General features: G+C 65.5%; 25 protein-coding genes and 1 pseudogene. 16 read left to right on the top strand and 10 right to left on the bottom strand.

What is annotated here, in order from left to right:
- Positions 1–242: 242 nt before the first annotated feature.
- Both F6S12_RS04310 and F6S12_RS04305 read left to right on the top strand, forming a co-directional pair.
- A complete protein-coding gene (locus tag F6S12_RS04310; RefSeq protein WP_041752171.1) occupies positions 243–884 on the top strand; it encodes a LysE family translocator in 642 nt (213 codons plus the stop codon).
- A gap of 13 nt (positions 885–897) precedes the next feature.
- On the top strand, positions 898–1,383 hold the full coding sequence (locus F6S12_RS04305; RefSeq protein WP_011060714.1) for a hypothetical protein: 486 nt from the start codon (positions 898–900) through the stop codon (positions 1,381–1,383).
- On the opposite strand, the gene F6S12_RS04300 is transcribed toward F6S12_RS04305, so the two are convergent.
- Both F6S12_RS04300 and F6S12_RS04295 read right to left on the bottom strand, forming a co-directional pair.
- The gene (locus F6S12_RS04300) at positions 1,384–1,566 is read right to left on the bottom strand and encodes a DUF1289 domain-containing protein (protein ID WP_011060713.1); all 183 of its coding nucleotides are present in this window, start codon (positions 1,564–1,566) and stop codon (positions 1,384–1,386) included.
- A 3-nt stretch (positions 1,567–1,569) separates the two neighbouring features.
- Positions 1,570–1,941, bottom strand: a complete 372-nt coding sequence (locus tag F6S12_RS04295) for a hypothetical protein (protein WP_015635176.1) — start codon at positions 1,939–1,941, stop codon at positions 1,570–1,572.
- A 114-nt stretch (positions 1,942–2,055) separates the two neighbouring features.
- On the opposite strand from F6S12_RS04295, the gene F6S12_RS04290 reads away from it, so the two are divergent.
- Positions 2,056–3,936 (top strand): amidohydrolase, encoded by a 1,881-nt coding sequence (locus F6S12_RS04290; RefSeq protein WP_315868743.1) that lies wholly within the window; start codon positions 2,056–2,058, stop codon positions 3,934–3,936.
- Between the two features lie 181 nt (positions 3,937–4,117).
- Here the strand turns inward: F6S12_RS04290 and F6S12_RS04285 are convergent, their stop codons facing one another.
- Entirely contained in the window at positions 4,118–5,689 is a 1,572-nt protein-coding gene (locus F6S12_RS04285) for a murein L,D-transpeptidase (protein ID WP_011060710.1), read from the bottom strand.
- A gap of 153 nt (positions 5,690–5,842) precedes the next feature.
- On the opposite strand from F6S12_RS04285, the gene F6S12_RS04280 reads away from it, so the two are divergent.
- The 6 genes and pseudogenes from F6S12_RS04280 (at position 5,843) to F6S12_RS33705 (ending at position 10,412) form a co-directional block, all read left to right on the top strand.
- Positions 5,843–6,568 (top strand): murein L,D-transpeptidase catalytic domain family protein, encoded by a 726-nt coding sequence (locus tag F6S12_RS04280; protein ID WP_053157782.1) that lies wholly within the window; start codon positions 5,843–5,845, stop codon positions 6,566–6,568.
- Positions 6,569–6,675: 107 nt separating this feature from the next.
- Positions 6,676–6,993: a hypothetical protein gene (locus F6S12_RS04275; RefSeq protein WP_015635172.1), complete on the top strand. Its 318-nt coding sequence runs from the start codon at positions 6,676–6,678 to the stop codon at positions 6,991–6,993.
- A 53-nt stretch (positions 6,994–7,046) separates the two neighbouring features.
- Complete coding sequence (locus F6S12_RS04270) at positions 7,047–7,568, top strand: alpha-ketoglutarate-dependent dioxygenase AlkB family protein (protein ID WP_015635171.1); 522 nt, start codon at positions 7,047–7,049, stop codon at positions 7,566–7,568.
- Positions 7,569–7,655: 87 nt separating this feature from the next.
- Positions 7,656–8,537 (top strand): alpha/beta fold hydrolase, encoded by an 882-nt coding sequence (locus F6S12_RS04265; RefSeq protein WP_041774176.1) that lies wholly within the window; start codon positions 7,656–7,658, stop codon positions 8,535–8,537.
- A 27-nt stretch (positions 8,538–8,564) separates the two neighbouring features.
- Positions 8,565–9,554: pseudogene (locus F6S12_RS33710) on the top strand (MCP four helix bundle domain-containing protein); the annotation flags it as partial.
- The gene (locus F6S12_RS33705; protein WP_370059491.1) at positions 9,549–10,412 is read left to right on the top strand and encodes a methyl-accepting chemotaxis protein; all 864 of its coding nucleotides are present in this window, start codon (positions 9,549–9,551) and stop codon (positions 10,410–10,412) included. The pseudogene F6S12_RS33710 and the gene F6S12_RS33705, both read left to right, overlap by 6 nt.
- Positions 10,413–10,423: 11 nt before the next feature.
- Here the strand turns inward: F6S12_RS33705 and F6S12_RS04255 are convergent, their stop codons facing one another.
- On the bottom strand, positions 10,424–11,758 hold the full coding sequence (locus F6S12_RS04255) for a PLP-dependent aminotransferase family protein (RefSeq protein ID WP_315868742.1): 1,335 nt from the start codon (positions 11,756–11,758) through the stop codon (positions 10,424–10,426).
- Positions 11,759–11,866: 108 nt separating this feature from the next.
- On the opposite strand from F6S12_RS04255, the gene F6S12_RS04250 reads away from it, so the two are divergent.
- Positions 11,867–12,763 carry a DMT family transporter gene (locus F6S12_RS04250; protein WP_077933867.1) on the top strand — a complete coding sequence of 299 codons (897 nt, stop codon included), beginning with the start codon at positions 11,867–11,869 and terminating at the stop codon, positions 12,761–12,763.
- A 413-nt stretch (positions 12,764–13,176) separates the two neighbouring features.
- On the opposite strand, the gene metE is transcribed toward F6S12_RS04250, so the two are convergent.
- Together metE and F6S12_RS04240 are read right to left on the bottom strand one after the other, a co-directional pair.
- Positions 13,177–15,465 (bottom strand): 5-methyltetrahydropteroyltriglutamate--homocysteine S-methyltransferase, encoded by a 2,289-nt coding sequence (gene metE, locus F6S12_RS04245; protein ID WP_315868741.1) that lies wholly within the window; start codon positions 15,463–15,465, stop codon positions 13,177–13,179.
- A 212-nt stretch (positions 15,466–15,677) separates the two neighbouring features.
- Positions 15,678–16,007, bottom strand: coding sequence for a hypothetical protein (locus tag F6S12_RS04240; RefSeq protein WP_015635164.1), 330 nt, complete (start codon positions 16,005–16,007; stop codon positions 15,678–15,680).
- Positions 16,008–16,426: 419 nt separating this feature from the next.
- Between F6S12_RS04240 and yfcF the strand changes: the two genes are divergently transcribed.
- A complete protein-coding gene (gene yfcF / locus F6S12_RS04235; RefSeq protein ID WP_315868740.1) occupies positions 16,427–17,059 on the top strand; it encodes a glutathione transferase in 633 nt (210 codons plus the stop codon).
- 72 nt (positions 17,060–17,131) lie between these two features.
- Here yfcF and F6S12_RS04230 read toward each other — a convergent pair whose 3' ends face one another.
- Complete coding sequence (locus F6S12_RS04230; RefSeq protein ID WP_015635162.1) at positions 17,132–17,662, bottom strand: DUF1993 family protein; 531 nt, start codon at positions 17,660–17,662, stop codon at positions 17,132–17,134.
- Positions 17,663–17,849: 187 nt separating this feature from the next.
- On the opposite strand from F6S12_RS04230, the gene F6S12_RS04225 reads away from it, so the two are divergent.
- Complete coding sequence (locus tag F6S12_RS04225) at positions 17,850–18,287, top strand: hypothetical protein (protein ID WP_019094994.1); 438 nt, start codon at positions 17,850–17,852, stop codon at positions 18,285–18,287.
- Between the two features lie 13 nt (positions 18,288–18,300).
- Here F6S12_RS04225 and F6S12_RS04220 read toward each other — a convergent pair whose 3' ends face one another.
- Positions 18,301–18,762 carry a methyltransferase family protein gene (locus tag F6S12_RS04220; protein WP_011060697.1) on the bottom strand — a complete coding sequence of 154 codons (462 nt, stop codon included), beginning with the start codon at positions 18,760–18,762 and terminating at the stop codon, positions 18,301–18,303.
- A gap of 38 nt (positions 18,763–18,800) precedes the next feature.
- A complete protein-coding gene (locus F6S12_RS04215) occupies positions 18,801–19,358 on the bottom strand; it encodes a hypothetical protein (protein WP_265578158.1) in 558 nt (185 codons plus the stop codon).
- Positions 19,359–19,475: 117 nt separating this feature from the next.
- On the opposite strand from F6S12_RS04215, the gene F6S12_RS04210 reads away from it, so the two are divergent.
- Both F6S12_RS04210 and F6S12_RS04205 read left to right on the top strand, forming a co-directional pair.
- Positions 19,476–19,877 carry a GFA family protein gene (locus F6S12_RS04210; protein ID WP_011060695.1) on the top strand — a complete coding sequence of 134 codons (402 nt, stop codon included), beginning with the start codon at positions 19,476–19,478 and terminating at the stop codon, positions 19,875–19,877.
- 31 nt (positions 19,878–19,908) lie between these two features.
- A complete protein-coding gene (locus F6S12_RS04205) occupies positions 19,909–20,274 on the top strand; it encodes a hypothetical protein (protein ID WP_015635158.1) in 366 nt (121 codons plus the stop codon).
- Here F6S12_RS04205 and F6S12_RS04200 read toward each other — a convergent pair.
- Positions 20,271–20,894: a cell wall hydrolase gene (locus F6S12_RS04200; RefSeq protein ID WP_011060694.1), complete on the bottom strand. Its 624-nt coding sequence runs from the start codon at positions 20,892–20,894 to the stop codon at positions 20,271–20,273. The genes F6S12_RS04205 and F6S12_RS04200 overlap by 4 nt on opposite strands.
- 299 nt (positions 20,895–21,193) lie before the next feature.
- On the opposite strand from F6S12_RS04200, the gene F6S12_RS04195 reads away from it, so the two are divergent.
- Complete coding sequence (locus F6S12_RS04195) at positions 21,194–21,727, top strand: RNA polymerase sigma factor (RefSeq protein WP_011060692.1); 534 nt, start codon at positions 21,194–21,196, stop codon at positions 21,725–21,727.
- Complete coding sequence (locus F6S12_RS04190; protein WP_315868739.1) at positions 21,720–22,694, top strand: FecR family protein; 975 nt, start codon at positions 21,720–21,722, stop codon at positions 22,692–22,694. The genes F6S12_RS04195 and F6S12_RS04190 overlap by 8 nt, the downstream gene beginning before the upstream one ends.
- Positions 22,695–22,759 lie beyond the last annotated feature (65 nt).

Raw genomic sequence — 22,759 nt, 5'->3', positions numbered from 1 at the left:
TGTTTCCTTCTGCAGCAAGCACGGTGTAAGCGCTATCTTCCTCCTTTGCCGGAAAAACGGAACCTGCACTTTTTGATGATAACTATCGATTGCAGCAATGGTTGACAATGGGCACCGATGCGCCTCGAAGGCGCTGGCCTGCGCCGCTCGCGCCCTTCGATAAAGCCGTCAATTTCTGGCATACAGCTCGCCCTGGCCCCGATAGAATCAAGCCCCCTTTTTCTGCAAGACGAGTCCGGACCATGGATGCTCACTCGATACTGACCTACACCCTGGTGGCAGCCATCGCCATCGCCAGCCCCGGCCCCGCTACCCTGGTGGCGCTGCACAACAGCGTGGCCTACGGCGCCAAGTCCACTATCTGGTCATCGTTGGGCAATGTCAGCGGGCTGTTCTGCATGTCTGCCGCGGCCATGCTCGGCCTCGGGGCACTGATCGCCAGTTCCGAATGGATTTTCAACGCGGTGAAGATCGTCGGTGCCGGCTACCTGTTCTACCTGGGTGCCAAGCAGCTGTTCAGCAAGAGCCAACTGCTGAGCGAAGCCAGCGCAGACAGCACCAAGGTCGGCAAGCCGCCGCGCCTGAAGCTGTTCAAGTCGGCCTTCCTGACCGCCGCCACCAACCCCAAGGCGACCATCTTCTTCACCGCCCTGTTCCCCCAGTTCATCGACCAGCACGCCGCGCTGCTGCCGCAGTTCTTCATCCTGACCCTGATCTTCATGGCGCTGTCGTTGACCTCCCTCAGCGTCTACGCGGTGCTGGCCTCCCGGGCCAAGGGCGTGCTGACCCGGCCGGCCCTGTCCAAGTGGGTCAACCGGGTGGTGGGTTCCACCTTTATCTTCTTCGGCACCACCATCCTGGCCATGCGCCGGCAAACGGCCTGAGCCCTCAGGCGCGATGCAAATAGACCTGCTCAAGGAATCGCTGCTGGGCCACTGGGAAACCACTGCCGGCGTGCTGCAATGCGAATTGCAGTTCGGCAGCCGCCTGGTCTACGTCCAGCACCCCAGCAACGAACCGCCCCAGCGCCGGCTCGCGACCGCGCAGCAAGGGGTACAGGCCGCCTGGGACGACATCCCCCAGGCCCTGGCCTTTGCCGAGCGCCTGTGCGTGCCCGGCATGCGCAAGGTCTGGCAGCTGTACGCACAAGGCCTGCTGTCGTGCCCGCCACTGGAGGTCTACTCGATTCATTTCGAGATCAACAGCCCTTACCCGTCCTACACCATTTCCCAGAACCCGGATTTCGACTGGGAGACCAGCCTGACGGTGGAGGACGAGCAGGGACAGGTGCACCGCCTGTCTCTGGCCGAGTACGAACCTGGGGAAGACTTCTGGCTGAGCGTGCGGCGCCTGGGCGCCGGCCAATTCCAGAGCGATACCTGATCAGCCCTTCTTTTTCTGCAAGGCCTTGAGCCGGATGCCGGCCCGCTGCACGGCGGCCATTTTTTCCGGGCGCTTCATGCGCTTCCATTTGCGGATGTCGTCCTTGCTGCGCCCGCAACTCAGGCACAGGTCGCCACTGAGCTGGCACAGGGCGATGCAGGGGTTGTCGATTTCCTTGGCCATGGCTCAACCCCGGCCCGGGCGCAGGCGCTTCAGGCGTTGCGCCCAATCGCCACCATTGATCCGCCGGCATTGCTCTTCGCTGTCGAAGAACACACGGGTTTCCAGGGCGTCGAGGTGAACATCGGCCTCTTCCAGGGCCCGGGCCGTCAGTTCGAGCATCCGCGCGCCCTGCCCGGCCGCCAGGGCCTGCTCCTTGTGGGCCTGGGTGTCGAAGACCCAGACCACCACCAGGCTCGCCGCAAAGGCGGCGTAGTCCACTTCGTGGGTCAGCCAGGAAAAACCGACGATTTCGGCCTTGGCGGCTTCGCAGGCTTCGGTCAGGGTGGCGGCCAGCAGGCGCTCCGTGGCCGCCTGCTGGCGTTTGTTGAATGGCATGACAAGCCTTGAGTCGCAGCTAAAAGGCCGCACACCATACCTCAAGCCACTCGCCCGCGGCGGCGCTTTGCGGCTAGGCTAGTGCGCTCCTGCCCGCTTCAAGGAAGAACGCACATGCAAAAGACCTCCTTCGCGCTGCTCGTGGCAGCGCTCCAGCTCGCCAGTGCCAGTGCCCTGGCGGCCACGCCGCCGGTGGCCGACGCCATCTGGTTCAACGGCCCGATCATCACCATCGATGACCAGCACCCCAAGGCCCAGGCAGTGGCGGTGAAGGACGGCAAGATCCTCACCGTGGGTGACCGACAACACGTACTCAAGAACAAGGGCCCGGCCACGCAGATGCTCGACCTCAAGGGCGCGACCCTGCTACCGGGCTTCGTCGACCCCCACGGCCATGTGTCGATGGTGGGTTTCCAGGCTGCCAGCGCCAACCTGCTGCCGCCACCGGATGGAACCAACAACAGCATCCCCGGGCTCCAGGAAACCCTGCGCAGCTTTGAGCAGCAGTCGCCGATCCCCAAGCAGTTCGGCGTGCTGTTCGGCTTTGGCTATGACGATTCCCAGCTGCAGGAACAGCGCCACCCCACCAAGGCCGACCTGGACGCCGTGACCCGCGACCTGCCCATCGCCATCGTCCACCAGTCCTCGCATCTGGGGGTGCTCAACAGCAAGGCGCTGGAACTGGCGGGGATCGACGCGTCGACCCCCAACCCGGAAGGCGGGGTGATCCGCCGCGTCGACGGCAGCCAGGAGCCCAACGGAGTGCTGGAGGAAAACGCCTTCTTCAACGCCCTGATCAAGATCTTCCCCAAGCTCACCGCCGACCAGGCGGTGGACATGCTCAGCGCCGGGCAGAAGCTGTATGTCAGCTATGGCTACACCACGATCCAGGACGGCCGCTCTTCCCCGGACCAGGTCAAGACCGCGATCAAGGCCGCGGGCGATGGCAAGTTGCTGGCGGACATCGTCTCCTACCCGGATATCCTCACCCCCGGCGTCAAGCAACTGATGGTCGCCCCCTGGTATCACCCGAGCAACCAGCCGGTGGTGTACAACCAGCACTTTCGCATCGGTGGGGTCAAGCTGACCCTGGACGGCTCGCCCCAGGGCAAGACTGCCTGGCTGAGCCAGCCCTACTTCAAGCCGCCCCAGGGCCAGGACGCCAGCTATGCCGGCTACGGCGTGGTCAAGGACGCCGACGCCCTGGCCATCTATAAAGAGGCCCTGGCCAACCGCTGGCAGATCCTTTCCCACACCAACGGCGACCGCGCCATCGACCAGTTGCTCGGTTCCATGCGTGCCGCGGAACAGGCCTACCCCGGGGTCGATGTGCGGCCGGTAATGATCCACGGCCAGACCCTGCGCAAGGACCAGGTGGCCGAACTCAAGCAACTGAAGATCTTCCCTTCCCTGTTCCCCATGCACACCTACTACTGGGGCGACTGGCATCGCCAGTCGGTGCTGGGGCCCGAACGCGCGGAAAACATCTCGCCGACCCAGTGGGTGCTCCAGGCCGGGATGAAATTCACCACCCACCACGACGCACCGGTGGCCCTGCCGGACTCCATGCGAGTGCTGGCAGCCACGGTCAACCGCACCACCCGCAGCGGCTACGTACTCGGCCCGGACCAGCGGGTGACGCCCTTGCAGGCGCTGAAGGCCATGACCCTGTGGTCGGCCTACCAGCATTTCGAAGAAGACCGCAAAGGCTCCATCACCCCGGGCAAGCTGGCGGATTTCGCGGTGCTCTCGGCCAACCCGCTGACCGTCAAACCCGAGACCCTGAGCGAGATCCAAGTGCTCAAGACCGTCAAGGAAGGCCGGGTGATCTATGAGCGTCCGGCAAAGGTGGCAAGCTTGCCGCCGCCGTTCGGGATGCATGGCGATCCGTCATTGCCGGTACCCCAGGGCATCAGGGCCGTGGCCCAGGGCGACGGCGACCTGGGCCCGGCCCTGGATGTGATCTACGACCGGCTGGCGCCTGTGCAGCCTTGAAACCTGCTATGGAAAACGCCGCGACGCCCATCCAGGCACCGCGGCGTTTTTTCTGCTCGCGCTAAGGCGACGGTGGCGAGAGAGCCTGCGTCCGCTAGAGCGCCATGAAGGCCTCGGGGCGGCTACGCCCCCCAGGGAGCAAGCTCCCTGGCCAGGGTTTGCCTTCACCCACACAGCCACATCAGATCTTGCTGCCCAGCGCAGTCGACAGCACCTGATCATGCCCGTAGATGTCCGGGGCATACAGCAGTTGCCCGTGGCTGTCGGCCTGCACCGTCCAGTAGCTGAGCAGGATCGGCACCGGCTTGGCCAGGCGGAACTCGTGGGTCAGGCCGGTGGCCAACAGCTCGTTGGTGCGCAACCGCTCCGCCGGGCTGAGCAGCCAGTCGCGCAGTTGCAGGGCCTGCTCGACCCGCACGCAGCCGGAGCTGAAGGCCCGCGGCCCCTTGCTGAACAGCGCCTGGCTCGGGGTGTCGTGCAGGTATACCGAGAACGGGTTGGGGAAGCGGATGGCGATGCGCCCCAAGGGGTTGCGCGGGCCGGCGCCCTGGCGCAGGAGGATGTTGCCGGGGCGGTCCCAGTCGATGTCCTCGGCCGCCAGGGGCTGGCCGTTGGCATCCAGCACCTGCAGGTTCTGGCGGTTGAGGAAACCCTGGTCGCGGCGGATTTCCGGCAGCTTGTCTTCCTTGAGGATGGTCGGCGGCACGGTCCAGGTGGGGTTCAGGGTCAGCCGGGTGACCTGGGATTTGAGCAAGGGCGTCTGGCGCTCCGCGCGGCCGACCTGGGTGCGGGTCTGCCAGACCACCGCGTCGTGCTGATAGAAGGTCAGCTGGGCGGCGGCAACGTTCACCAGCACCAGGTTCGGCTCGTAATCCTGGGCCAGCCAGCGCAGGCGTTCGAGGTTGATGCGCAGCTGTTCGCGGCGCTCGGCCGGGCTGATGTTCATCTCTTTCAGGGTGCCCGCGCCGACCACACCGTCGGCCTGCAGCGAATGACCAAGCTGGAAGTTCTTCACCGCGCTGACCAGCTCGCCGCTGTAGGCGTTGTCCGGGTTGACCACCGGGCTTTGCAGGTAGCCGCCGTGGTACAGGCGCAGGGCCAGCTCCGGCACCCGCTTGTCCTGCATGTCCGGGCGCAGCAACGGGCCGCCGGCCACGGCCTGCCACTGGGGCAAGGGTTGCTGGCGCTCATGGGCATAGGCCTGGCGCAGGTTGCGGTATTGCGCGAGGCTGGGGCGCGCCTGCTCGAAGGCCGTGGCGATGTGGGCGATGCCCGGCACGGCAATCGCCAGCAGCGCGCTCTGGCGATCGTCCGGCAGCGGCTGGGCCCGCCACATAGGCTCGAAGCGGCTTTGCGCCAGGCGACCGTAATGCAGGTCCTGCAGGGCTTGCAGGTACTGATGGGTGATATCGATATCGCTGCACAGGCCATCTCCCGCCGGGCTCGCCTGCGGCAGGCGGTAGTGGCCCGGGTCCAGCCCGTCGTCCACCAGTTGCGCCAACTGCGCCTGCAAGCTGGCCAGGCGGCCCGCCACGGACCACACCTGCTGTTCGCCCTGTTGCTGGTAGAAGCCCTGCAACAGCTGCTGGGCCGGGGTATTGAGCCGCGGCGCCAGGGCCGGGCAGGCCACGGCCAGTTGCGTCAGCGCCGTTTGCATCGGGCTCGCCGACAGCTGTGGCAGCTCATCGGCCAGCGCGACCAATGGCGCAGCGAGCAGGCACAGGGTCAAGTAACATGCGGGTTTTTTGAACAACTGCTTTACTCCAATCCGTGGGCGCCCAGCGGGCGGCCAACCATTACGGCAGATGCGGAAAACAATCGGGCCTGGGCATTAAACATATAGACCAGACTGCCGGGGGAACGACAGGACGTCAGGAGCCAAAGTGACCATGGGGACGCTCTATACATGTTGAATTTCTCGTGCCGGTTCTGCCTGGTGGCCATTGCCCTGGGCGCCTTTTCCATTTCGTCCTTCGCCGCCAGCAAAGTCCAGCCCGTCGCCAGCCCCACGCTGTACGCCAGCCTCGCCCACGCCGCCCCGCAACTCAATCCCCAGGCCCTGAAAAGTGCCCTGAGCGCCATGCAATGCGCGGTAGGCAGCGGCGCCCGACAAGCCCGCCACCTGGCGGTGATCGACTACTCGCAGCCCTCCACCGAACGGCGCCTGTGGATCTTCGACCTGCGGACCAAAAAACTGGTGCTGCGCGACCTGGTGGCCCACGGGCAGAAATCCGGGGAAAACTTCGCTACCCAGTTCTCCAATCGCCTGGGCAGCTACCAATCCAGCCTGGGCCTGTTCCGCACCCAGGAAAGCTACGAAGGCAGCCATGGCTACTCGCTGCGCATGGACGGCCTGGAACCGGGCTTCAACGACCGGGCCCGGGACCGCGACATCGTGATCCATGCCGCCGACTACGTGAACCCCTTGTGGAGCCAGCGCCAGGGCCGCATCGGCCGTAGCCAGGGCTGCCCCGCGGTGCGCCCGCAAGTAGCGCGCCAGGTGATAGACAAGCTCAAGGATGGCCAGTTCATGTTCTCCTGGTACCCGGACCAGCGCTGGTTGAAAACCTCGCCCTACCTCAACTGCCAGCCACGCCAGGTGGCGAGCATCCTCAGCGCCAACGGCGGCTGAGCAAGCCGGCCGGATGCTCGGCGCCTGCCCTCTTCGCAGTTGCGCCGCACGCCGGCGGCGAGATACCGTTACCGACCTGGAACGCCACCTCGCCCGAGCTCCACGCCATGCCTTCGCCACATGCCCTGCTTCTGCAACAGCCCGGACCACGCCCGGCGTTCTACCGGGTGGCCGAACACCTGTGGGGCGCTGGCTGCAATGTGGATTCCGATGGCGACAGCCGGACCACCGACGATGACCAGTGGACCGAGCTGACCCTGATACTGCGCAATTCCAGCCAGCAACGGCTGGACATCGAGCCACTGTCCCTGGCGCCCCTGGTCCTGCTGATCCGCGCTTCCCAGGCGGACCTGGGGCAAAAGGCCGCACAGTTTATCCAGTCGGTGGCAGGCGGCACACTCCAGGCCCCCATCAAGGACCGATAAGGATCACGCCCTGCCCCCCGCAGGCGCTGTCCTTCACGACAGGCAGTACTCCCATGACTCCACCCGAAATCGACTTTTTCCCCGACTTCATCGCCGACCCGCATCGGCTGTTCAACCACCTCAAGGACTCCGTGCTGTGGGACGAGCGCATGCGTGCGCGCAAGACCGCCAGTTTCGGCGCGCCCTACGACTACTCGCAGATCACCTACCCCGCCGTGCCGATGCCCGAAGCGCTGGAGCAGTTGTGCGGGCCCATCGAGCAACTGCTGGGCTTTCGCCCCAACAACTGCCTGCTCAACTGCTACCCCGACGGCCAATCCTCCATGGGCTTTCATTCCGACGCCAATGAACAGTTGGTGACAGGCACCGGGGTGGTGATCGTCTCCCTGGGCCACGCCCGGGCCATGGTCTTTCGCCACAAGGAAAGCGGCGCCACCTTCGACTACAGCCTGGCCAGCGGCTCGCTGCTGCACATGTCGGACGAACTGCAGAAACACTGGCTGCACGCGATCCCCAAGGCGCCGGACGCCGGCGAGCGCATCAGTCTGTCGTTTCGCCAGCTCAAGACCGGGTAGTGCTGGACTCGGTCAGGATCGGCCCTTGACTCAAGGGCCGGGCCATCGACAATGCCCGGCTGTATTCAGCGTTTGCCCCGAGGCCCCATGCAGTTGCTTCCCTGGTCGTACCCCTGTCCCGAAGGCTTCACCCTGCGCGGCCTGCGCTCCGCGCCTTCGGGCAAGCCGCTGCTGCACTTCCTGCACGGCAACGGTTTCTGCTCCATGGCCTATCAGCCGATGCTGGCGCTGCTGGCCGAGTCCTTCGACCTGTGGCTCAGTGACGTCCAGGGCCACGGCGATACCGACCATGGCGGCCCGTTCCTGGGCTGGAACCGCACCGCCGAACTGGCAGCCGAGGCCTTCGAAGCCGGGCTCGATGCCTATGGCGAGGTACCGCGCTATGCGTTGGGCCACAGTTTTGGCGGGGTGCTCACCTGCCTGATCGTCGCCGAACGCCCGCAACTGTTTCGCAAGGCGGTGATGCTGGACCCGGTGATCTTCACCCCCTCCATGATCGGTTCCCTGGGCGTGCTGTCGGCCCTGGGCCTGAACCGCCGCCACAGCCTCGCGCGCAAGGCCGCCGCCCGCCGCCGGCGCTGGCCGGACCGCGCCGCCGCCAAGGCCGCGCTGGCCAACCGGGGCATCTTCAAGGGCTGGAGCGACGCGGCCCTGGCCGCCTATGTCGAACACGGCCTGAAGGACGACGAACAAGGCGTGGCCCTCAAATGCGCCCCCGAGCGCGAAGTGGATATCTACAGCTCCTTTCCCCGCCGCCTGTGGCGCTCGCTGCGCCAGGTGAAGACCCCAAGCCTGGTGATCCATGGCCGCGACAGCTACCCCTACGTGGCTCGCTCGATCAAGCGCTGGGCGGCCATCAACCGGCACCTGAGCACTCAGGTGATCGATGGCCAGCACTGCTTCATGCAGGTCGACCCGGCCACCAGCGCCCGCTCCATCCAGGGCTTTCTCCAGACCGAAGGCCGGTGAAAGCCGCGGGCCAGGCGCCCGCGACAGATGTCACCGTGCTATCATTGGCGGGTTTTCCAGGCAGGCCGTGCAACCTGTCGATCCTGGAAAGCACTGGACAAAGGCGCCGATCAGATGCGCCTGCCGCCTGCCTTGTGTGCAAAAAGCCGACGGTGCCGTGGGGCCTGGCCCCACCGCGCACCGCACCGATGCAAACCGCGACTCGCCTCGCCGGTTGTACTTTTTGCCGCCACAAGGAACACAGTCATGCTCTTGAGAACGATGAACATTTCCCGCCGCGCAGGGTTCAGCTTCGCCCTGATCGCCCTGCTGGCCCTGGCCCTGGGAGGTTTCTCCCTGCTGGAAATGCAACGCATGAACCAGCAATCCCTTGAGGTCGACCAGAACTGGCAGCCATCCATCGTTGCCGCCAATGCCCTGGCCCTGACCAGCACCCAGATCCGAACCCTGACCCTGCGCATGCTGGTGGTGCGCGACAGCGGTGACGTGCAGACCTTGCTGTCGCGCCTCAGCGAGCTGGAGCAGCAGCAGGATCGGCAACAGCAGGCCTATGAAAAACTGATCAACGTCGACGACGAACGCGCCGCCTACGAGCGTTTTGTCGAAGCCGAGGCGCTGTACCTCAAGGACCAGCACCGGATCACCGACCTGATGCGCCAGGGCCACAAGGAAGCGGCGATCGACATCGTCGACGGCGGCCCGTTCCTGGCCAATGCCGACGCCATGCTCAAGGAATTGCTGACCATCATCGACGTCAACACCCGGGGCGGTATCGCCGCGGCGGCGCAAAGCAACCAGGTGTTCAAAGGTGCGGTGGGCATGGTCCTGCTGATCATGCTGGTCGTGGTGGCCCTGACCGTGGTCCTGGCCCTGTTCCTGACCCGCAGCATCGTGCGCCCCCTGGGCCAGGCCGTGGAGGTAGCGGAAACCATCGCCCGCGGTGATCTCGGCCAGAGCATCGCAGTCAGCGGCAAGGACGAACCGGCGCGCCTGCTGCACGCCCTGCAGACCATGCAGGCCAGCCTGCGCGGCACCCTGCAGCGGATCGCCGATTCGTCCAACCAGCTGGCCTCCGCCGCCGAGGAACTGCACGCGGTCACCGAGCATTCCAGCCAGACCCTGCACCAGCAAAGCAATGAAGTGGAGCAGGCGGCCACCGCGGTCAATGAAATGACCGTCGCCGTGGAGGAAGTGGCGCGCAATGCGGTGAGCACCTCCGAAGCCTCCCAGGAAACCGACCGCACGGCCCATCACGGCCGCGAGCAGGTACAGCACACCGTCGACTCCATCGGCCAACTGGCCGAAGACGTGACCCAGACCTGCCAGCGGGTGGAAAACCTGGCGGTGGACGTGCGCAATATCGGCCAGGTGCTGGAAGTGATCCGCTCGATTGCCGAACAGACCAACCTGCTGGCGCTCAATGCCGCCATCGAGGCCGCGCGGGCCGGGGACGCCGGACGCGGCTTCGCCGTGGTCGCCGACGAAGTGCGGGCCCTGGCCCATCGCACCCAGCAGTCGACCCAGGAAATCGAAAGCATGATCAACACCATCGAGGAAGGCACCGAAGGTGCGGTCAGTGCCATGCGCAACAGCAACGAGCGCGCCCACCTGACCCTGGAAGCCGCCCGCGCTTCGGGGCTGGCCCTGGACCAGATCACCCAGGCCATCACCACCATCAACGAGCGCAACCTGGTGATCGCCAGCGCCAGCGAGGAACAGGCCCAGGTCGCCCGCGAGGTGGACCGCAACCTGATCAATATCCGCGACCTGTCGACCCAGACCTCGGCCGGGGCCAACCAGAGCAATGCCGCCAGCCAGGAGCTGTCACGCCTGGCGGTGGACCTCAATGCCCTGGTGACCCAGTTCAAGCTTTGACGCTTGCCGCTTCAGAAGGCGTAGCGGCCGATCACCTGCCGTACCCTGGCTAGCGCCACGCCCAGATCGGCCATGGCCACCGAGCCCAACGCCAGGCGAATGGCGTGGGGCACCGGGCCGGCGCCGACAAAGGGCTCGGCGGTGGACACCGAGACCTTCTCCCGCAGCAGCGCCATGGCCACCTGATCGGCCCGGACTTCCTCGGGCAAGGGCAGCCAGAGGAAGTAGGAGTTCGGATGGCTGACATAGGCCAGCCCGGCCAGGGCTTCCCGGGCCAGGGCCTGGCGGGCCTGGGCATCCTCGCGCTTCTGGTGCTCCAGGCGCGCCACCGTGCCGTCCTCGATCCAGGCACAGGCCATGGCGGTCATCACCCCCGGGGTGTTCCAGGTGCTGGTGCGGATCGCACGCTCGATCAGCGCCACCCAGGCCGGCGGCGCCACCACATAACCGACCCGCAGGCCGGTGGCCACATTCTTCGAGAACCCCGAGATGTAGACCGTGATCTCTGGTGCCAGGGCAGCCAGCGGCGCGGGAGGATCCTGGGCCAGGAAGGCGTAGGCGGCGTCTTCGATGATCAGCAGCCCGTGGGCCCGGGCAATCGCCACCAGGCGCTGGCGCCAGGCCAGGTCCAGCACCCAGCCCATGGGGTTGTGCAGGGTCGGCATGGCGTATACCGCGCGCACCCGCCGCCGTTGGCACAAGCGCTCGAAGGCCTCCAGGTCCGGCCCCTGCTCGCTCAGGGGAATGGCCAGCAGTTCCAGCCCGTGGGCCTCGGCCACCACCTTGAACCCGGGGTAGGTCAAGGCATCCACCGCCACCACATCACCGGGCCTGAGCAACGCCATCAGGGTGGTCGACAGGCCGTGCTGGGCGCCGCTGACCAGCAGCACCTGCTCGCCCTCCACCACCAGCCCATGGCCTGCCAGGTAGCGCGCCACCGTGGCCCGCTCATGACTGCGCCCGGCGTGGGGCTGGTAGCGCAGCAAGGCTTCCAGGTCGCCGGTCGCCGCCAACTGGCGCAAGGCGCCACGCAGCAGTTCGGCCTGGCCGGGCAACGCCGGGTAGTTGAAGTTCAGGTCCAGGGTGCCCGGTGCCGTGGCGGGCTGGTCCACGCCCTGCCCTGGCGGCAAGGCGGTTTCCCGGACATAGGTCCCACGCCCGGTTTCACCGCTGACCAGGCCCATGGCTTCCAGCTCGGCATAGACCCGCGATGCAGTGACCAGGGCCAGCCCTTCCCGCGCCGCCAGCTCGCGATGGGTAGGCAGGCGGGTGCCGGGGGCAAGGATGCCGGTACGGATATCGGCGGCAAAGGTGTCCACCAGTTGTTTGTAGCGGGCACGGGCCATAGGCGCTGTATCCATGACAATTTTTTGATTGTGCTGATTTTCAATCCTAGGATGGGCTCGACACAAGCCCCCGCCGCTGCGGCCTCCCACTTCTTGAGCACTCCCCGAATGGAACGGACATCGACCCTGCAATCCCCAGCCCTGGAAAAAACCGCCAGTGGCTGGCTCAACGGCTTTATCGGCGTGCTGATCTTCAGCGGCTCACTGCCGGCCACCCGGGTCGCGGTGCTGGAGTTCGACCCGCTATTCCTCACCGTGGCCCGGGCCACCATCGCCGGGCTCCTGGCGTTGTGCATCCTGCTGCTGTTCAAGCAGCGCCGTCCGAGCCGCGCCCAGCTCCTGCCCCTGACCATCGTTGCCCTGGGCGTGGTGCTGGGCTTTCCGCTGCTCACGGCCCTGGCCCTGCAGTACGTGACCTCGGCCCATTCCATTGTGTTCCTTGGCCTGTTGCCCCTGGCCACCGCGGTGTTCGGCGTGCTGCGCGGCGGCGAGCGGCCGCGCCCTGTGTTCTGGCTGTTCTCGGTGCTCGGCAGCCTGTTGGTGGTGGGCTATGCCCTGTCCCAGGGCCTCACGGCTTCGCCCGAGGGTGACCTGCTCATGCTCCTGGCCGTGATGGTATGCGGCCTGGGTTATGCCGAAGGCGCCAAGCTGTCGCGCACCCTGGGCGGCTGGCAGGTGATCTCCTGGGCCCTGGTGCTGTCGCTGCCACTGATGGCCGCACTGACCCTGTTCAGCATGCCCGCCTCCTTTAGCGGCATCAGCCTGCCGGCCTGGGTCAGCCTGGGCTACGTATCGCTGTTCAGCATGCTGATCGGTTTTGTCTTCTGGTACCGCGGGCTGGCCCAGGGCGGGATCGCCGCAGTCGGCCAGTTGCAGTTGCTGCAACCCTTTTTCGGCCTGGCCCTGGCCGCCGGCCTGCTCCACGAGCACGTCAGCCTGGGCATGCTCGGGGTCACCGTGGCGGTGATCCTCTGCGTGGTCGGGGCACGAAAGTGTTCCAAATAAGTACAAGGCAGTGGCAGCGCTTGCCGGGCTGCCACTGATTGCGCGGGGATATGAAGCAAGAGCCGCAAAGGGCTCGGGGGTCAGGTCGGAGAGATAGTCGCGAGCGCACCGAGCGCGATGGTCAAGGCTAAAAATCCAAACAAGAAAAACGCCATCTTAGTCATCAGGCCTCCTGAACAGTAGGTATGCGGTGCAGCGGGCCCGGTCTCCAGCCGTAAAGCCGGCCGGGCGTGCCATTTTCAAACCATGGCTGTTCTGATAACAGACGCAGATGCGCAAGAAAAATACGGATCAGATGCGCCGCGCCGGCCTCCGCTACCTGCTTGCTCGCCCTCGCACCACTTGCCCCCGATGCCATGCTGGAAGCAGAAAACCGGAGCACGCCGACGTGCTCCGGTGGCGGGGTTGGCCGATCAGGCCAGTTCTTTACGCAACTGACGGGCCGCGGTGACCATGTGCACCAGGGCTGCTTCGGTTTCCGGCCAGCCGCGGGTCTTCAGGCCGCAGTCCGGGTTGACCCACAGGCGCTCGGCAGGGATGCGGCGGGCGGCCTTGCGCAGCAGGTTGGCCATTTCCGAGGCATCCGGCACCCGTGGCGAGTGGATGTCATAGACGCCCGGGCCGATCTCGTTCGGGTAGGCGAAGGCTTTGAAGGCGTCCAGCAGTTCCATGTCCGAACGCGAGGTCTCGATGGTGATGACGTCCGCATCCATGGCGGCGATGGACTCGATCACATCGTTGAATTCGCTGTAGCACATGTGGGTGTGGACCTGGGTTTCATCACGCACGCCAGAGGCGCACAGGCGGAACACTTCGGTGGCCCAGTCCAGGTAGTGCTGCCACTGCGCCCGGCGCAGCGGCAAGCCTTCACGGAACGCGGCTTCGTCGATCTGCACGATCCTGATGCCGGCGGCTTCCAGGTCCAGCACTTCGTCGCGGATCGCCAGGGCCAGTTGCCGGGCCTGTACTTCGCGGCTCACATCTTCGCGCGGAAAAGACCACATCAGCATGGTCACCGGGCCGGTGAGCATGCCCTTCATCACCTTGTCGGTCAGGCCCTGGGCGTAGCGGATCCACTCCACGGTCATGGCTTTGGGGCGGCTCAGGTCACCGAAGATCACCGCCGGCTTGACGCACCGGGAACCGTAACTCTGCACCCAGCCGAAACGAGTGAACACATAGCCGTCCAACTGCTCGGCGAAGTACTCGACCATGTCGTTGCGCTCGGCCTCGCCGTGCACCAGCACGTCCAGGCCCAGGCGTTCCTGCACCAGCACCGCGTGGCGGATTTCGCTGTGCATGGCTTCGGTATATTCGGCGAGGTTCAGCTTGCCCTGCTTGAACGACTGGCGCGCCAGGCGGATCGAGGCGGTCTGCGGAAACGAACCGATGGTGGTGGTGGGGAACAGCGGCAGGTCGAGGCCGGCGCGCTGCTTGGCGATGCGCTGGGTGAAGGCTGAGCGCCGCTGGCTGTCCTTGGTGGTGATGGCCTCCACCCGAGCCTGTACCGCCGGTTTGTGGATGCGCGGCGAGGCCGCGCGGCTGGCCTGTACGGCGCGGCTCTGCGCCAGTGCCTTGAGCACCGCCTGGGCCTGCGGCTGGTTCACCGCCTGGGCCAGTACCGCCACTTCCTGGCATTTCTGCACGGCGAAGGCCAGCCAGCTCTTGAGCTCGGCGTCCAGCTGGTCTTCACGGCCCAGGTCCACTGGGCTGTGCAACAGCGAGCAGGAAGGCGCCACCCACAGGCGCTCACCCAGGCGCTCATGGGCGTGCTGCAGGGTGGCCAGGGCTTTTTCCAGGTCGCAGCGCCAGACGTTACGCCCATTGACCAGGCCCAGTGACAGCACCTTGTAGGCCGGCAGGCGATCGAGGATGGTCGGGTACTGCTCGGGAGCACGCACCAGGTCGATGTGCAGGCCATCCACCGGCAGGTTCGCGGCCAGGCCGAGATTCTCTTCCAGGCCACCGAAATAGGTCGCCAGGAGTTTTTTCAGCGGCTCGCGCTGGATCTGGTTGTAGGCACGTTCGAACGCGTTTTTCCAATCCTGGGGCAAGTCCAGCACCAGGATCGGCTCGTCGATCTGCACCCACTCCACACCCTGGGCCGCCAGGCGCTGGAAGATCTGGCCGTACAGCGGCAGCAGGCGGTCCAACAGCTCCAGCTTGTCGAACTCGGCGCCCTTGGCCTTGCCCAGCCACAGGTAGGTCAGCGGGCCGATCAGCACCGGCTTGACGGCGTGCCCCAGGGCCCGGGCCTCCTCGACCTCTTCGAAGAGCTGCTCCCAGCCCAGCTGGAATTGCTGGTCGGCGCCGAATTCAGGCACCAGGTAGTGGTAGTTGGTGTCGAACCACTTGGTCATTTCCTGGGCGTGGGCACCGCCGCAGCAGCCGTCGCTGACGCCACGCGCCATGCCGAACAGGGTCTGCAGCGTGGCTGGGCCATGCTGCGGACGGAAACGCTGGGGGATCACGCCGAACATCAGGGAATGGGTCAGAACCTGGTCGTACCAGGCGAAATCGCCTACGGGCAGCAGGTCGATACCGGCGTTTTTCTGCAGCTCCCAGTGAGTCTTGCGCAGATCACGGCCCACGGCGCGCAGGCCGGCTTCGTCGAGTTCGCCCTTCCAGAACGCCTCTTGCGCTTTCTTCAGTTCACGGTCGCGGCCAATGCGCGGAAATCCTAGAGAATGGGCCAAAGCCATGACATGCAACTCCCCTGTGTTTGATGGGAGCCATTGTCGGCACTCGGCACTTAGTGAGACAAACTCATTTTAATCGCGATGATCACAAGTTCCATTCATGATCAAACAGGCAGATCAGACACTGCCGCAGGAGGCCGCGCGCCCTTCAGGCTCCTGCCCGGGGCGGCCCGGGCCAGCTACAGGACTGCGACCCGGTGCAGATCTGCGCCCCCTCAGCGGCGAGCCAACTTATACCTCAGGCAATCCTCGTTAAAGCTTTTGCGCAGTGCCTCGGGCTTGATCCGCGAGGGGCTGTCGTAGGTCTGCTCGGTGATGCCCAGGGCCATCATGCGCATCCAGCCCTTGCTGAACTTGTAGGTCTGGATCTTCTGCCGCGCCGCATACAGCGACACCCCGGACAACTTCAATTCCTGGGCCCTGGCGGCAGTGCCCGCCCCCCAGCTGCAGACATACCGGTCATTGGCCGCCAGCTCCCGGGCCTGGGCCGCAGAAGCCCCGCCCAACAGGGCAAACGAAGTCAGCGTAATCAACACATGGCGCATTTTGCGGTCACCTAACCACCTGAAAATAAAGTGATTTTGGCGACACTTCAGACTGCCCGGGGCCAGTACTTTGCCTTCTCGATCAAGGCAATGTGCCTGCCAATGCTGGCCACTCGCGCGGCACAGGCGCACCCGCCGCTGACGCCAGTCGATCAACTGCAACACGCTGAAGCCGGGTTTTTCCGCACCCCGGGAGGGCCCACCGTGGGCCGACTCGATAACCGACGCTAGCCACTGCTGCACGCCCCGGTCCGCCTCCGACGCCCGCCCGCGACTCCAGAACCGCATCGCCACGGCTGCATCGCGCACGGAGGCCGAAACGCCAGTATTCCTACGAGGAATGCACGGATAAAAAACCTGCATTTTATTTATCGACCAGGATCTCCTAGCGTGGGCGCTCCCCCCTTGGAGAGACCGCCGTGACCGCTTCCCGCCCGCGCCTGTACGTCGATGCCCAGTTCACCAGCCCCTATGCCCTGTCCGTGTTCGTGGTGCTGCGGGAAAAGGGTATCGACTTCGACCTGCTGCCCCTGGACCTGGACGCCGCGCAGAACCGCGAGCCGGCCTACACCCGCCTGTCCCTGACCCAGCGCGTGCCGACCCTGGTGCTGGACGATTTTGCCCTGTCCGAATCCTCGGCCATCGCTGAATACCTGGAACAGCTATTCCCGCACAACCCGGTCTATCCCCAGGACCTGCGCCAGCGTGCCAAGGCCCGCCAGGTCCAGGCCTGGCTGCGCAGCGACCTGCTGCCGATCCGCCAGGAGCGCACGACCCTGGTGGTGTTCTACGGCTGCAAGGGCGAACCGCTGTCGCCCCAGGCCCAAGCGGCGGCTAACACCCTGGTGGAGGCCGCGCAGGAGCTATTGGCGGATGGCCGCGACTTCCTGTGCGGCCAGTGGTCGATCGCCGATGTCGACCTGGCGCTGATGCTCAACCGGCTGATCCTCAACGGTGACCCGGTGCCGGCGAGCCTGGTGGACTATGCCCGGTGCCAGTGGCAACGGCCGGCAGTGCAGGAATGGGTGCAGTTGCCGCGGCCGGCGCTGTAGGGCCTGGAGCGCCGGGTGATGCGGCCATCGGCGTTGACCTGACGCTGGCCGGGGAGTCTGCGGCCGGCGCGGCTAGGCTTCTTGCGGTTGGCGCAGGTAGGCGAACATGTGCTGGGCATAATCGGCCTTGCCCAGGGGCACACCGTTGTGCCGCAGGATGTTGTAGGCCGTGACCAGGTGGAAATAGAACTGCGGCGTCGCCCAGTTGCGCGCGAACTCCTCGCCGTTCATGTCGAAGGCAATACCGTTGTGCAGCTCGATGGCGATGGCCCGCTGGCCACTGCTGTCGATCAGCTCGCGGTCCGCCGCCGCCAGGAACGCCAGGGTGTCTTCGATCAGTGCCCTGGCCTCGGCCATACCGGCCGGCGCCTGCAATGCAGTCACAGGCTGCCCGCTCAGGCGCTGTACCGCTTCCCGGGCCTGGGTGCAGGCAAAACGCACCTGGGCCGCCAGGTCATACATGTCCGGTGCCAGCCGCGACTGCAACAGCACCTGGGGTTCGAACCCCCGCTCCCGGGCCTGCTCTTCGCCCTTGGCGAGAAAGCCCTCCAGGGCGCGCAGCATCTGGGCAAAACAAGGAACGGTGAGGGTGTAGATCGACATGGGTGTTCCTCGATGAGATCAAGACACAGGGGCCGGGTGCTGCCCGTCGCCCCGCCATAAAAGCCGATGGATCCTAGCAGATGTCCCCCCTCTCTCAAGCCGCGAACAATGCCAGAAAAGTACCCCTGGGCCGATCCGGCTGGTATGGTGCGCCCCTTGAGAAATACACCGCCTGACAGTGAGGAAAATGACCTTGAGCAGTGAAGCAAAAATGACCGGGGACCTGTTCGAAGTCGACAAGCGCCTGGCCCTCAAGCCCATCGTCGATTTCAACAGTTACCTGCGCGCGGCCTTCGCCGATGGCCCCTGCTCCTGTGGTCGCTGCGTCGCCAGCCAGGGTGACGAGAGCGGCTACGACTACCAGCACACCTTCAACTTCGCCGGCCGGGTGGCCAACCGGCGCTTCGCCTCCACCGCCGGCAGCGATGTGCTGCAGGCCCTGAAGAAAGCCTGGCTGTCCTTCACCAAGGCCGAGCTGCCGGCGAGCGGCGATCTGGACCTGGCAACGGTCAAGGAATTCGTCGACCCCCAACTGCACAAATTGCTGGTTCCGCTATTCGTCGCCAGCGGCCTGACCCGCGAAGTGGATGGCCAGTTGCAACTGCAGGCGCAAGTGGCGGCTTGAACAGCCGTACCGCCTAAAGCCAGCGCCGCACACGCTGGCGATACGCCGCAAAATCAGCCCCGAACAATTGCCCGAGCGCCCGTTCTTCGGGGTAGATCTGAAAGCGGTTCATGTACAGGACGAACCCCAGCACGCCGAGCAGCACCAGGGGCGAGGCCAGGTACAGCCCCCAGGCCAGCAGCCACAGGGCAAAGCCGACATACATCGGGTTGCGTGTGTACTGGTAGATCCCCGAGGTGACCAGGGCCGAGGCGCTGGCGGGTTTCAGCGGGTTGACCGTGGTCTTGGCCCGGCGAAAGGCAAGCCCTCCGGCCAGGACAAACAGCAGCCCGGCCATCACCAGCGGCAGCGCCAGCAACAGGCGTGTGCCCAAGCCCGGATCCAGGCCCGGCAAGCCGCGCGCAAGCAGCCCCATCAACACGGCGAACAGGACCGCGACAAGGGGGGGTGGAATGCGGTTTTCCAAGGCCTGCATGGTGCCTCTCTCCTCTGCCCGGGTTCAGGTCCGGGGCGTTACAGGTTGTCCGTCACCCGGCACAGCTTGCTGTCTTTCAACGGGGCCGCAGCATATTCCTTCGAGCCAAGCGGCGCCTGCTTGAGCATCACCGCGCACTTGTACATCCCCGAGGCTTCCAGCTGGTAGTCCATGCCTGCCTTGGGCACGAAGCTGAACAGGTTGTAGCACTGGTTGCCCAGGTAGTGAAACGCCATGGGCTGCCCGGTCGGCACCAGCACTTCGGTCCGGGTACCGGGCACTGCGGGAGTCTGCGGCGCCGCCATGCCCAGGCTTTCACCGTTACGGTTGGCGTAGCCGTCCCGGGCAGCCACCACGACCCCGGCACCGGGCAGGCGGAAATCCACGCAGTCGGACCTGGGCACACCGCGCACCATGCCGTCGCTGATCACCCGCAGGCGCACGGTTTCGCCACCCGGCGGCGTGGAATAGGGCGTGGAAAAGGACCGCACATCGGTCAGGGCGCCGCAGCCGGCCAGCGCCAGCAACAGGCCGGCGAGACCCGGCAGGCGCACGCGCCCTATGCAGGTGTTGAGGGGATGAGGCGATTGACTCACTATGTCGCTCCTTGCGGGTCGGGTTCCTGGGCAGCTGCTGCGATCAGCAGCCGGCGTTTTATAAAGGGTTCACCCACTCGCGGCAATGCTGGCCCTGAAACTTCGGAAACCCTGACCATGCAAAACCAGCATCAAGGCAGTTGCCTGTGCGGCGCGGTGACTTACCAAGTGTGCGGCGCGCTGAAAGCCGTCACCCACTGCCATTGCCACAAGTGCCAGAAGGGCCACGGCGCGGCCTTTGCTTCCTACGCCAGTACGCCGCGTGCGAATCTGGAAATCCGCGACCAGAGATCGGCGCTCAAGGTGTACGAATCCTCCCCTGGCGTGCTGCGCCAGTTCTGCTGCCACTGCGGCTCTTCGTTGTTCTGGCAGGACACCCAGGGCGAATATCGCCAGTGGATTTCCATCGCCATTGCCACCCTGGACACGCCCTTCGCAGCCCCCAGGCAACAGCATTACTGCGTGGCCATGAAGGCCGACTGGTATGCAATCACCGATCAGTTCGACCAAGTGCAATAAGCCACGCCGCACCCAGAGGAATGCCCCTGTCATGACCCGGCACTTCAGCTACGTCTGGCTCCTGCCGTTGCTTGAACGCCCCTACGAATCGGTCGCAGCCGACCTGCCTGGCGCCCTCGCCGGGCTCAGGATAGAACCCCCGCCGGGTGAACCGCTGTGCCTGCGCCAGTTGCTGCTGAGCGCCCTGGGGTCCGGCTCCGAACACTGGGAGCACTGTGCTGTGGCATGGCTGGAAGCCGGCTTCCCGCTGGATCGCGAGCTGTGCGAAAGCCTGCTGCACCAGGTCTCGCAAAAAATGTTCAGCCAGCCCATCCGCCATCGGCTGACCACCCTCGGCAAACGCTGGCTACGCCAGGACAACCAGGCCCGTACCCACGACTCAAACCCACGCCACTAGCGCGCCGCGACGTCCTTGGGTTTGTAGAAGCTGAAGCTGCCGATCTCGGTGGTCTTGATATAGGCCCGGGACCAGTCCGGCGAAACACTGCGGTCGTGAAAGAACAGCGCGCCGCCGGTACGGTCCTTGAGCTGCTGGTTCAGCGCCTTGCGGGCAATTTCCTTGGCGATGGTATAGCGGCCCTCTTCCTCCACCTGGTCGGGCCGGCCATCGCACCACCAGGAGAACTGGCAGGGGCTTTTTTCCGAACCCTGCTTGACCACTTCGCACACCGTCCCGGGAAAACCCTCATGGCCCAGGCGGTTCAGCACCACATTGGCCACGGCCTCCATATCGGCGCTTTCACCGCCCTTGGCTTCCCAGTAGATGGTCCGCGACAGGCACGTGATGGCGTCGTCCACCGGGGCCTGGCCGGCCGGGTCCACGGCCTGCACTTCGTTCTTGGTGATGGGTGCGGCCTGGGGCTCGACCTTCGGGCTTTCCTTGTCCGCGGCTTTCTGCTCCAGCGCCTGGGCCTTGTCCTGGGCAGCGGCCTGGACCGCCGGCTGCGGGTCGGCGGCCCAGAGCTGGGCTGCGGGCAACAACAAGGCAAAACACAGGGTCCTGACAATCCAGCGCATGATCGATCCTTCCCGAAAAACCTTTACCCCCTGCCAGCGCCGCCCCTGAACGTACCTGGCGGCAGAGCGGCGCAACCGGTTGCATTGCCCGCACGATGGCGCGTCGAGGGGGAGCGAACGGGTCACCGGGGGCCATGTTGAATCGACCATGGGCCGCGCGAATCATTCCCTGGTGCCGCAAGCCCTGCACAAAGCCCAGGACAAGGCTCCCGTGGAAATTCGCTGGTAATGATAAGAATTCTCATTAGAATGCCCAGCCATTCACGCTGAGCCGTATCAGGTAGTGGGAGCAGTGGGCGATGGAAACCGGAGACGACCAGCAACAACTCAGCGCGCTGTTCATTGCACAGCGCGGGGGGCTGATCCGCATGCTTGCGCGGGTGGTGGGGTGCGCCAACCTGGCCGAGGACCTGGCCCAGGAGACCTACCTGCGGGTGGCCAAGGCGCTCAACGCCCGCCCCATCGAGCACTTGCAGCCGTTCCTCTATCAGACCGCCCAGTACCTGGCCTTCGATCACCTGCGCAGCCAGCGCAGCAAACGCCGCTTCGAGTACCAGCCCACCGACGCCAGCCAGCTCAGCGAAGTGCCCACCGCTGCCCCCGGGCCGGAAAGCCATGTCCAGGGCCAGCAGCAGTTGCACTTGCTGCAACAGGTACTGGCCACCCTGCCCAAGCGCCAGCAACAAATCCTGGTTTTGCATAAACTGCACGATCTTTCGCAAAGCCAGATTGCCCAGCGCTTGCAGGTTTCCCTGAGCACGGTGGAAAAGGACCTGCGCCATGCACTCAATGCCTGCATCAAAGCCACCGACCGGCAGAACCCCGATGACTGAACACCTCAGCGCCCTTCCCGGCGACGCCATTCGCGAGCAGGCGAGCTACTGGTTCACCCAGCGTGAGGCCATGACCCACAACCTGCCGCTGCGCCAGCGCTTTGAACAGTGGCGCAACAGCCATGCGCAGCACGCCGAGGCCTACCGCGCCCTGGAAGACCTGTGGCAGGCCAGCGCCTTCGAACAGGCCCTGGAACAGCTGGCGCTGGGCCTGGACCTGCCGGCCGCCCCGGCCCCCGCCACGCCGCGCAGAAAACGCCACCGCACTCGCTGGCTGGCCGCTGCGGCCACGGTGCTGGTGATGCTCGGTGCCGGCTGGTTCAGCGACCTGCCACTGCGCCTGCAGGCCGATCACCTGAGCGCGGTCGGCGAACTCCAGCGCTTCGACCTGGCCGATGGTTCGCACATCGTGCTGGGCAGCGACAGCGCCATCAGCAGCGACTTCAGCAACGCCCGGCGGCGCATCCAGCTGCTGCGCGGCGAGCTCTATGTCGAGGCCTTCCACGACCCGGCCCGGCCGCTGACCATCGAGGCCGGCAGCGCCACGGTGACCGTGGTCGGCACCCGCTTCAGCGTCAGCCGCCAGGCCGACGGGGTGACCGTGGCCGTACGCGAAGGCCGGGTACGCCTGGCCGACGAAAACGGCCAGCAGAGCCTGCTGCAAGCCGGCAACTGGCAACAGTTGCAGGGCCATCAGTTGCTGCCCCTGAACCCCGAGGGCAGCGAACGGCAACTGGCCTGGATCAACGGCCGCCTGTCCTTCCAGAACGCGCCCCTGGCCCAGGTTCTGCAGGAGCTGCGGCGTTACCATCGCGCACCGATCCTGCTGTTCAACGCCGACGCGGCGCAGCAGAAAGTCAGCGGCAACTACCAGCTCGATGACCCGCAGGCCATTGTCCGGGCCCTGAGCAAAGTCACCGCCACCGAGCTCACCCGCCTGCCGGGCGGCATCCTGGTACTGCGCTGAAACACTGCCCGGGGGGGCTGAAAAAAGTTTTACGGCTTTGCCGAGGCCAACCCGTCAGGGTGTTT

Origin of the sequence: Pseudomonas sp. JV245A (genome assembly GCF_032424515.1) — a bacterium.
Classification (GTDB): domain Bacteria; phylum Pseudomonadota; class Gammaproteobacteria; order Pseudomonadales; family Pseudomonadaceae; genus Aquipseudomonas; species Aquipseudomonas protegens.
This window is presented reverse-complemented; position numbering and strand designations above follow the sequence as displayed.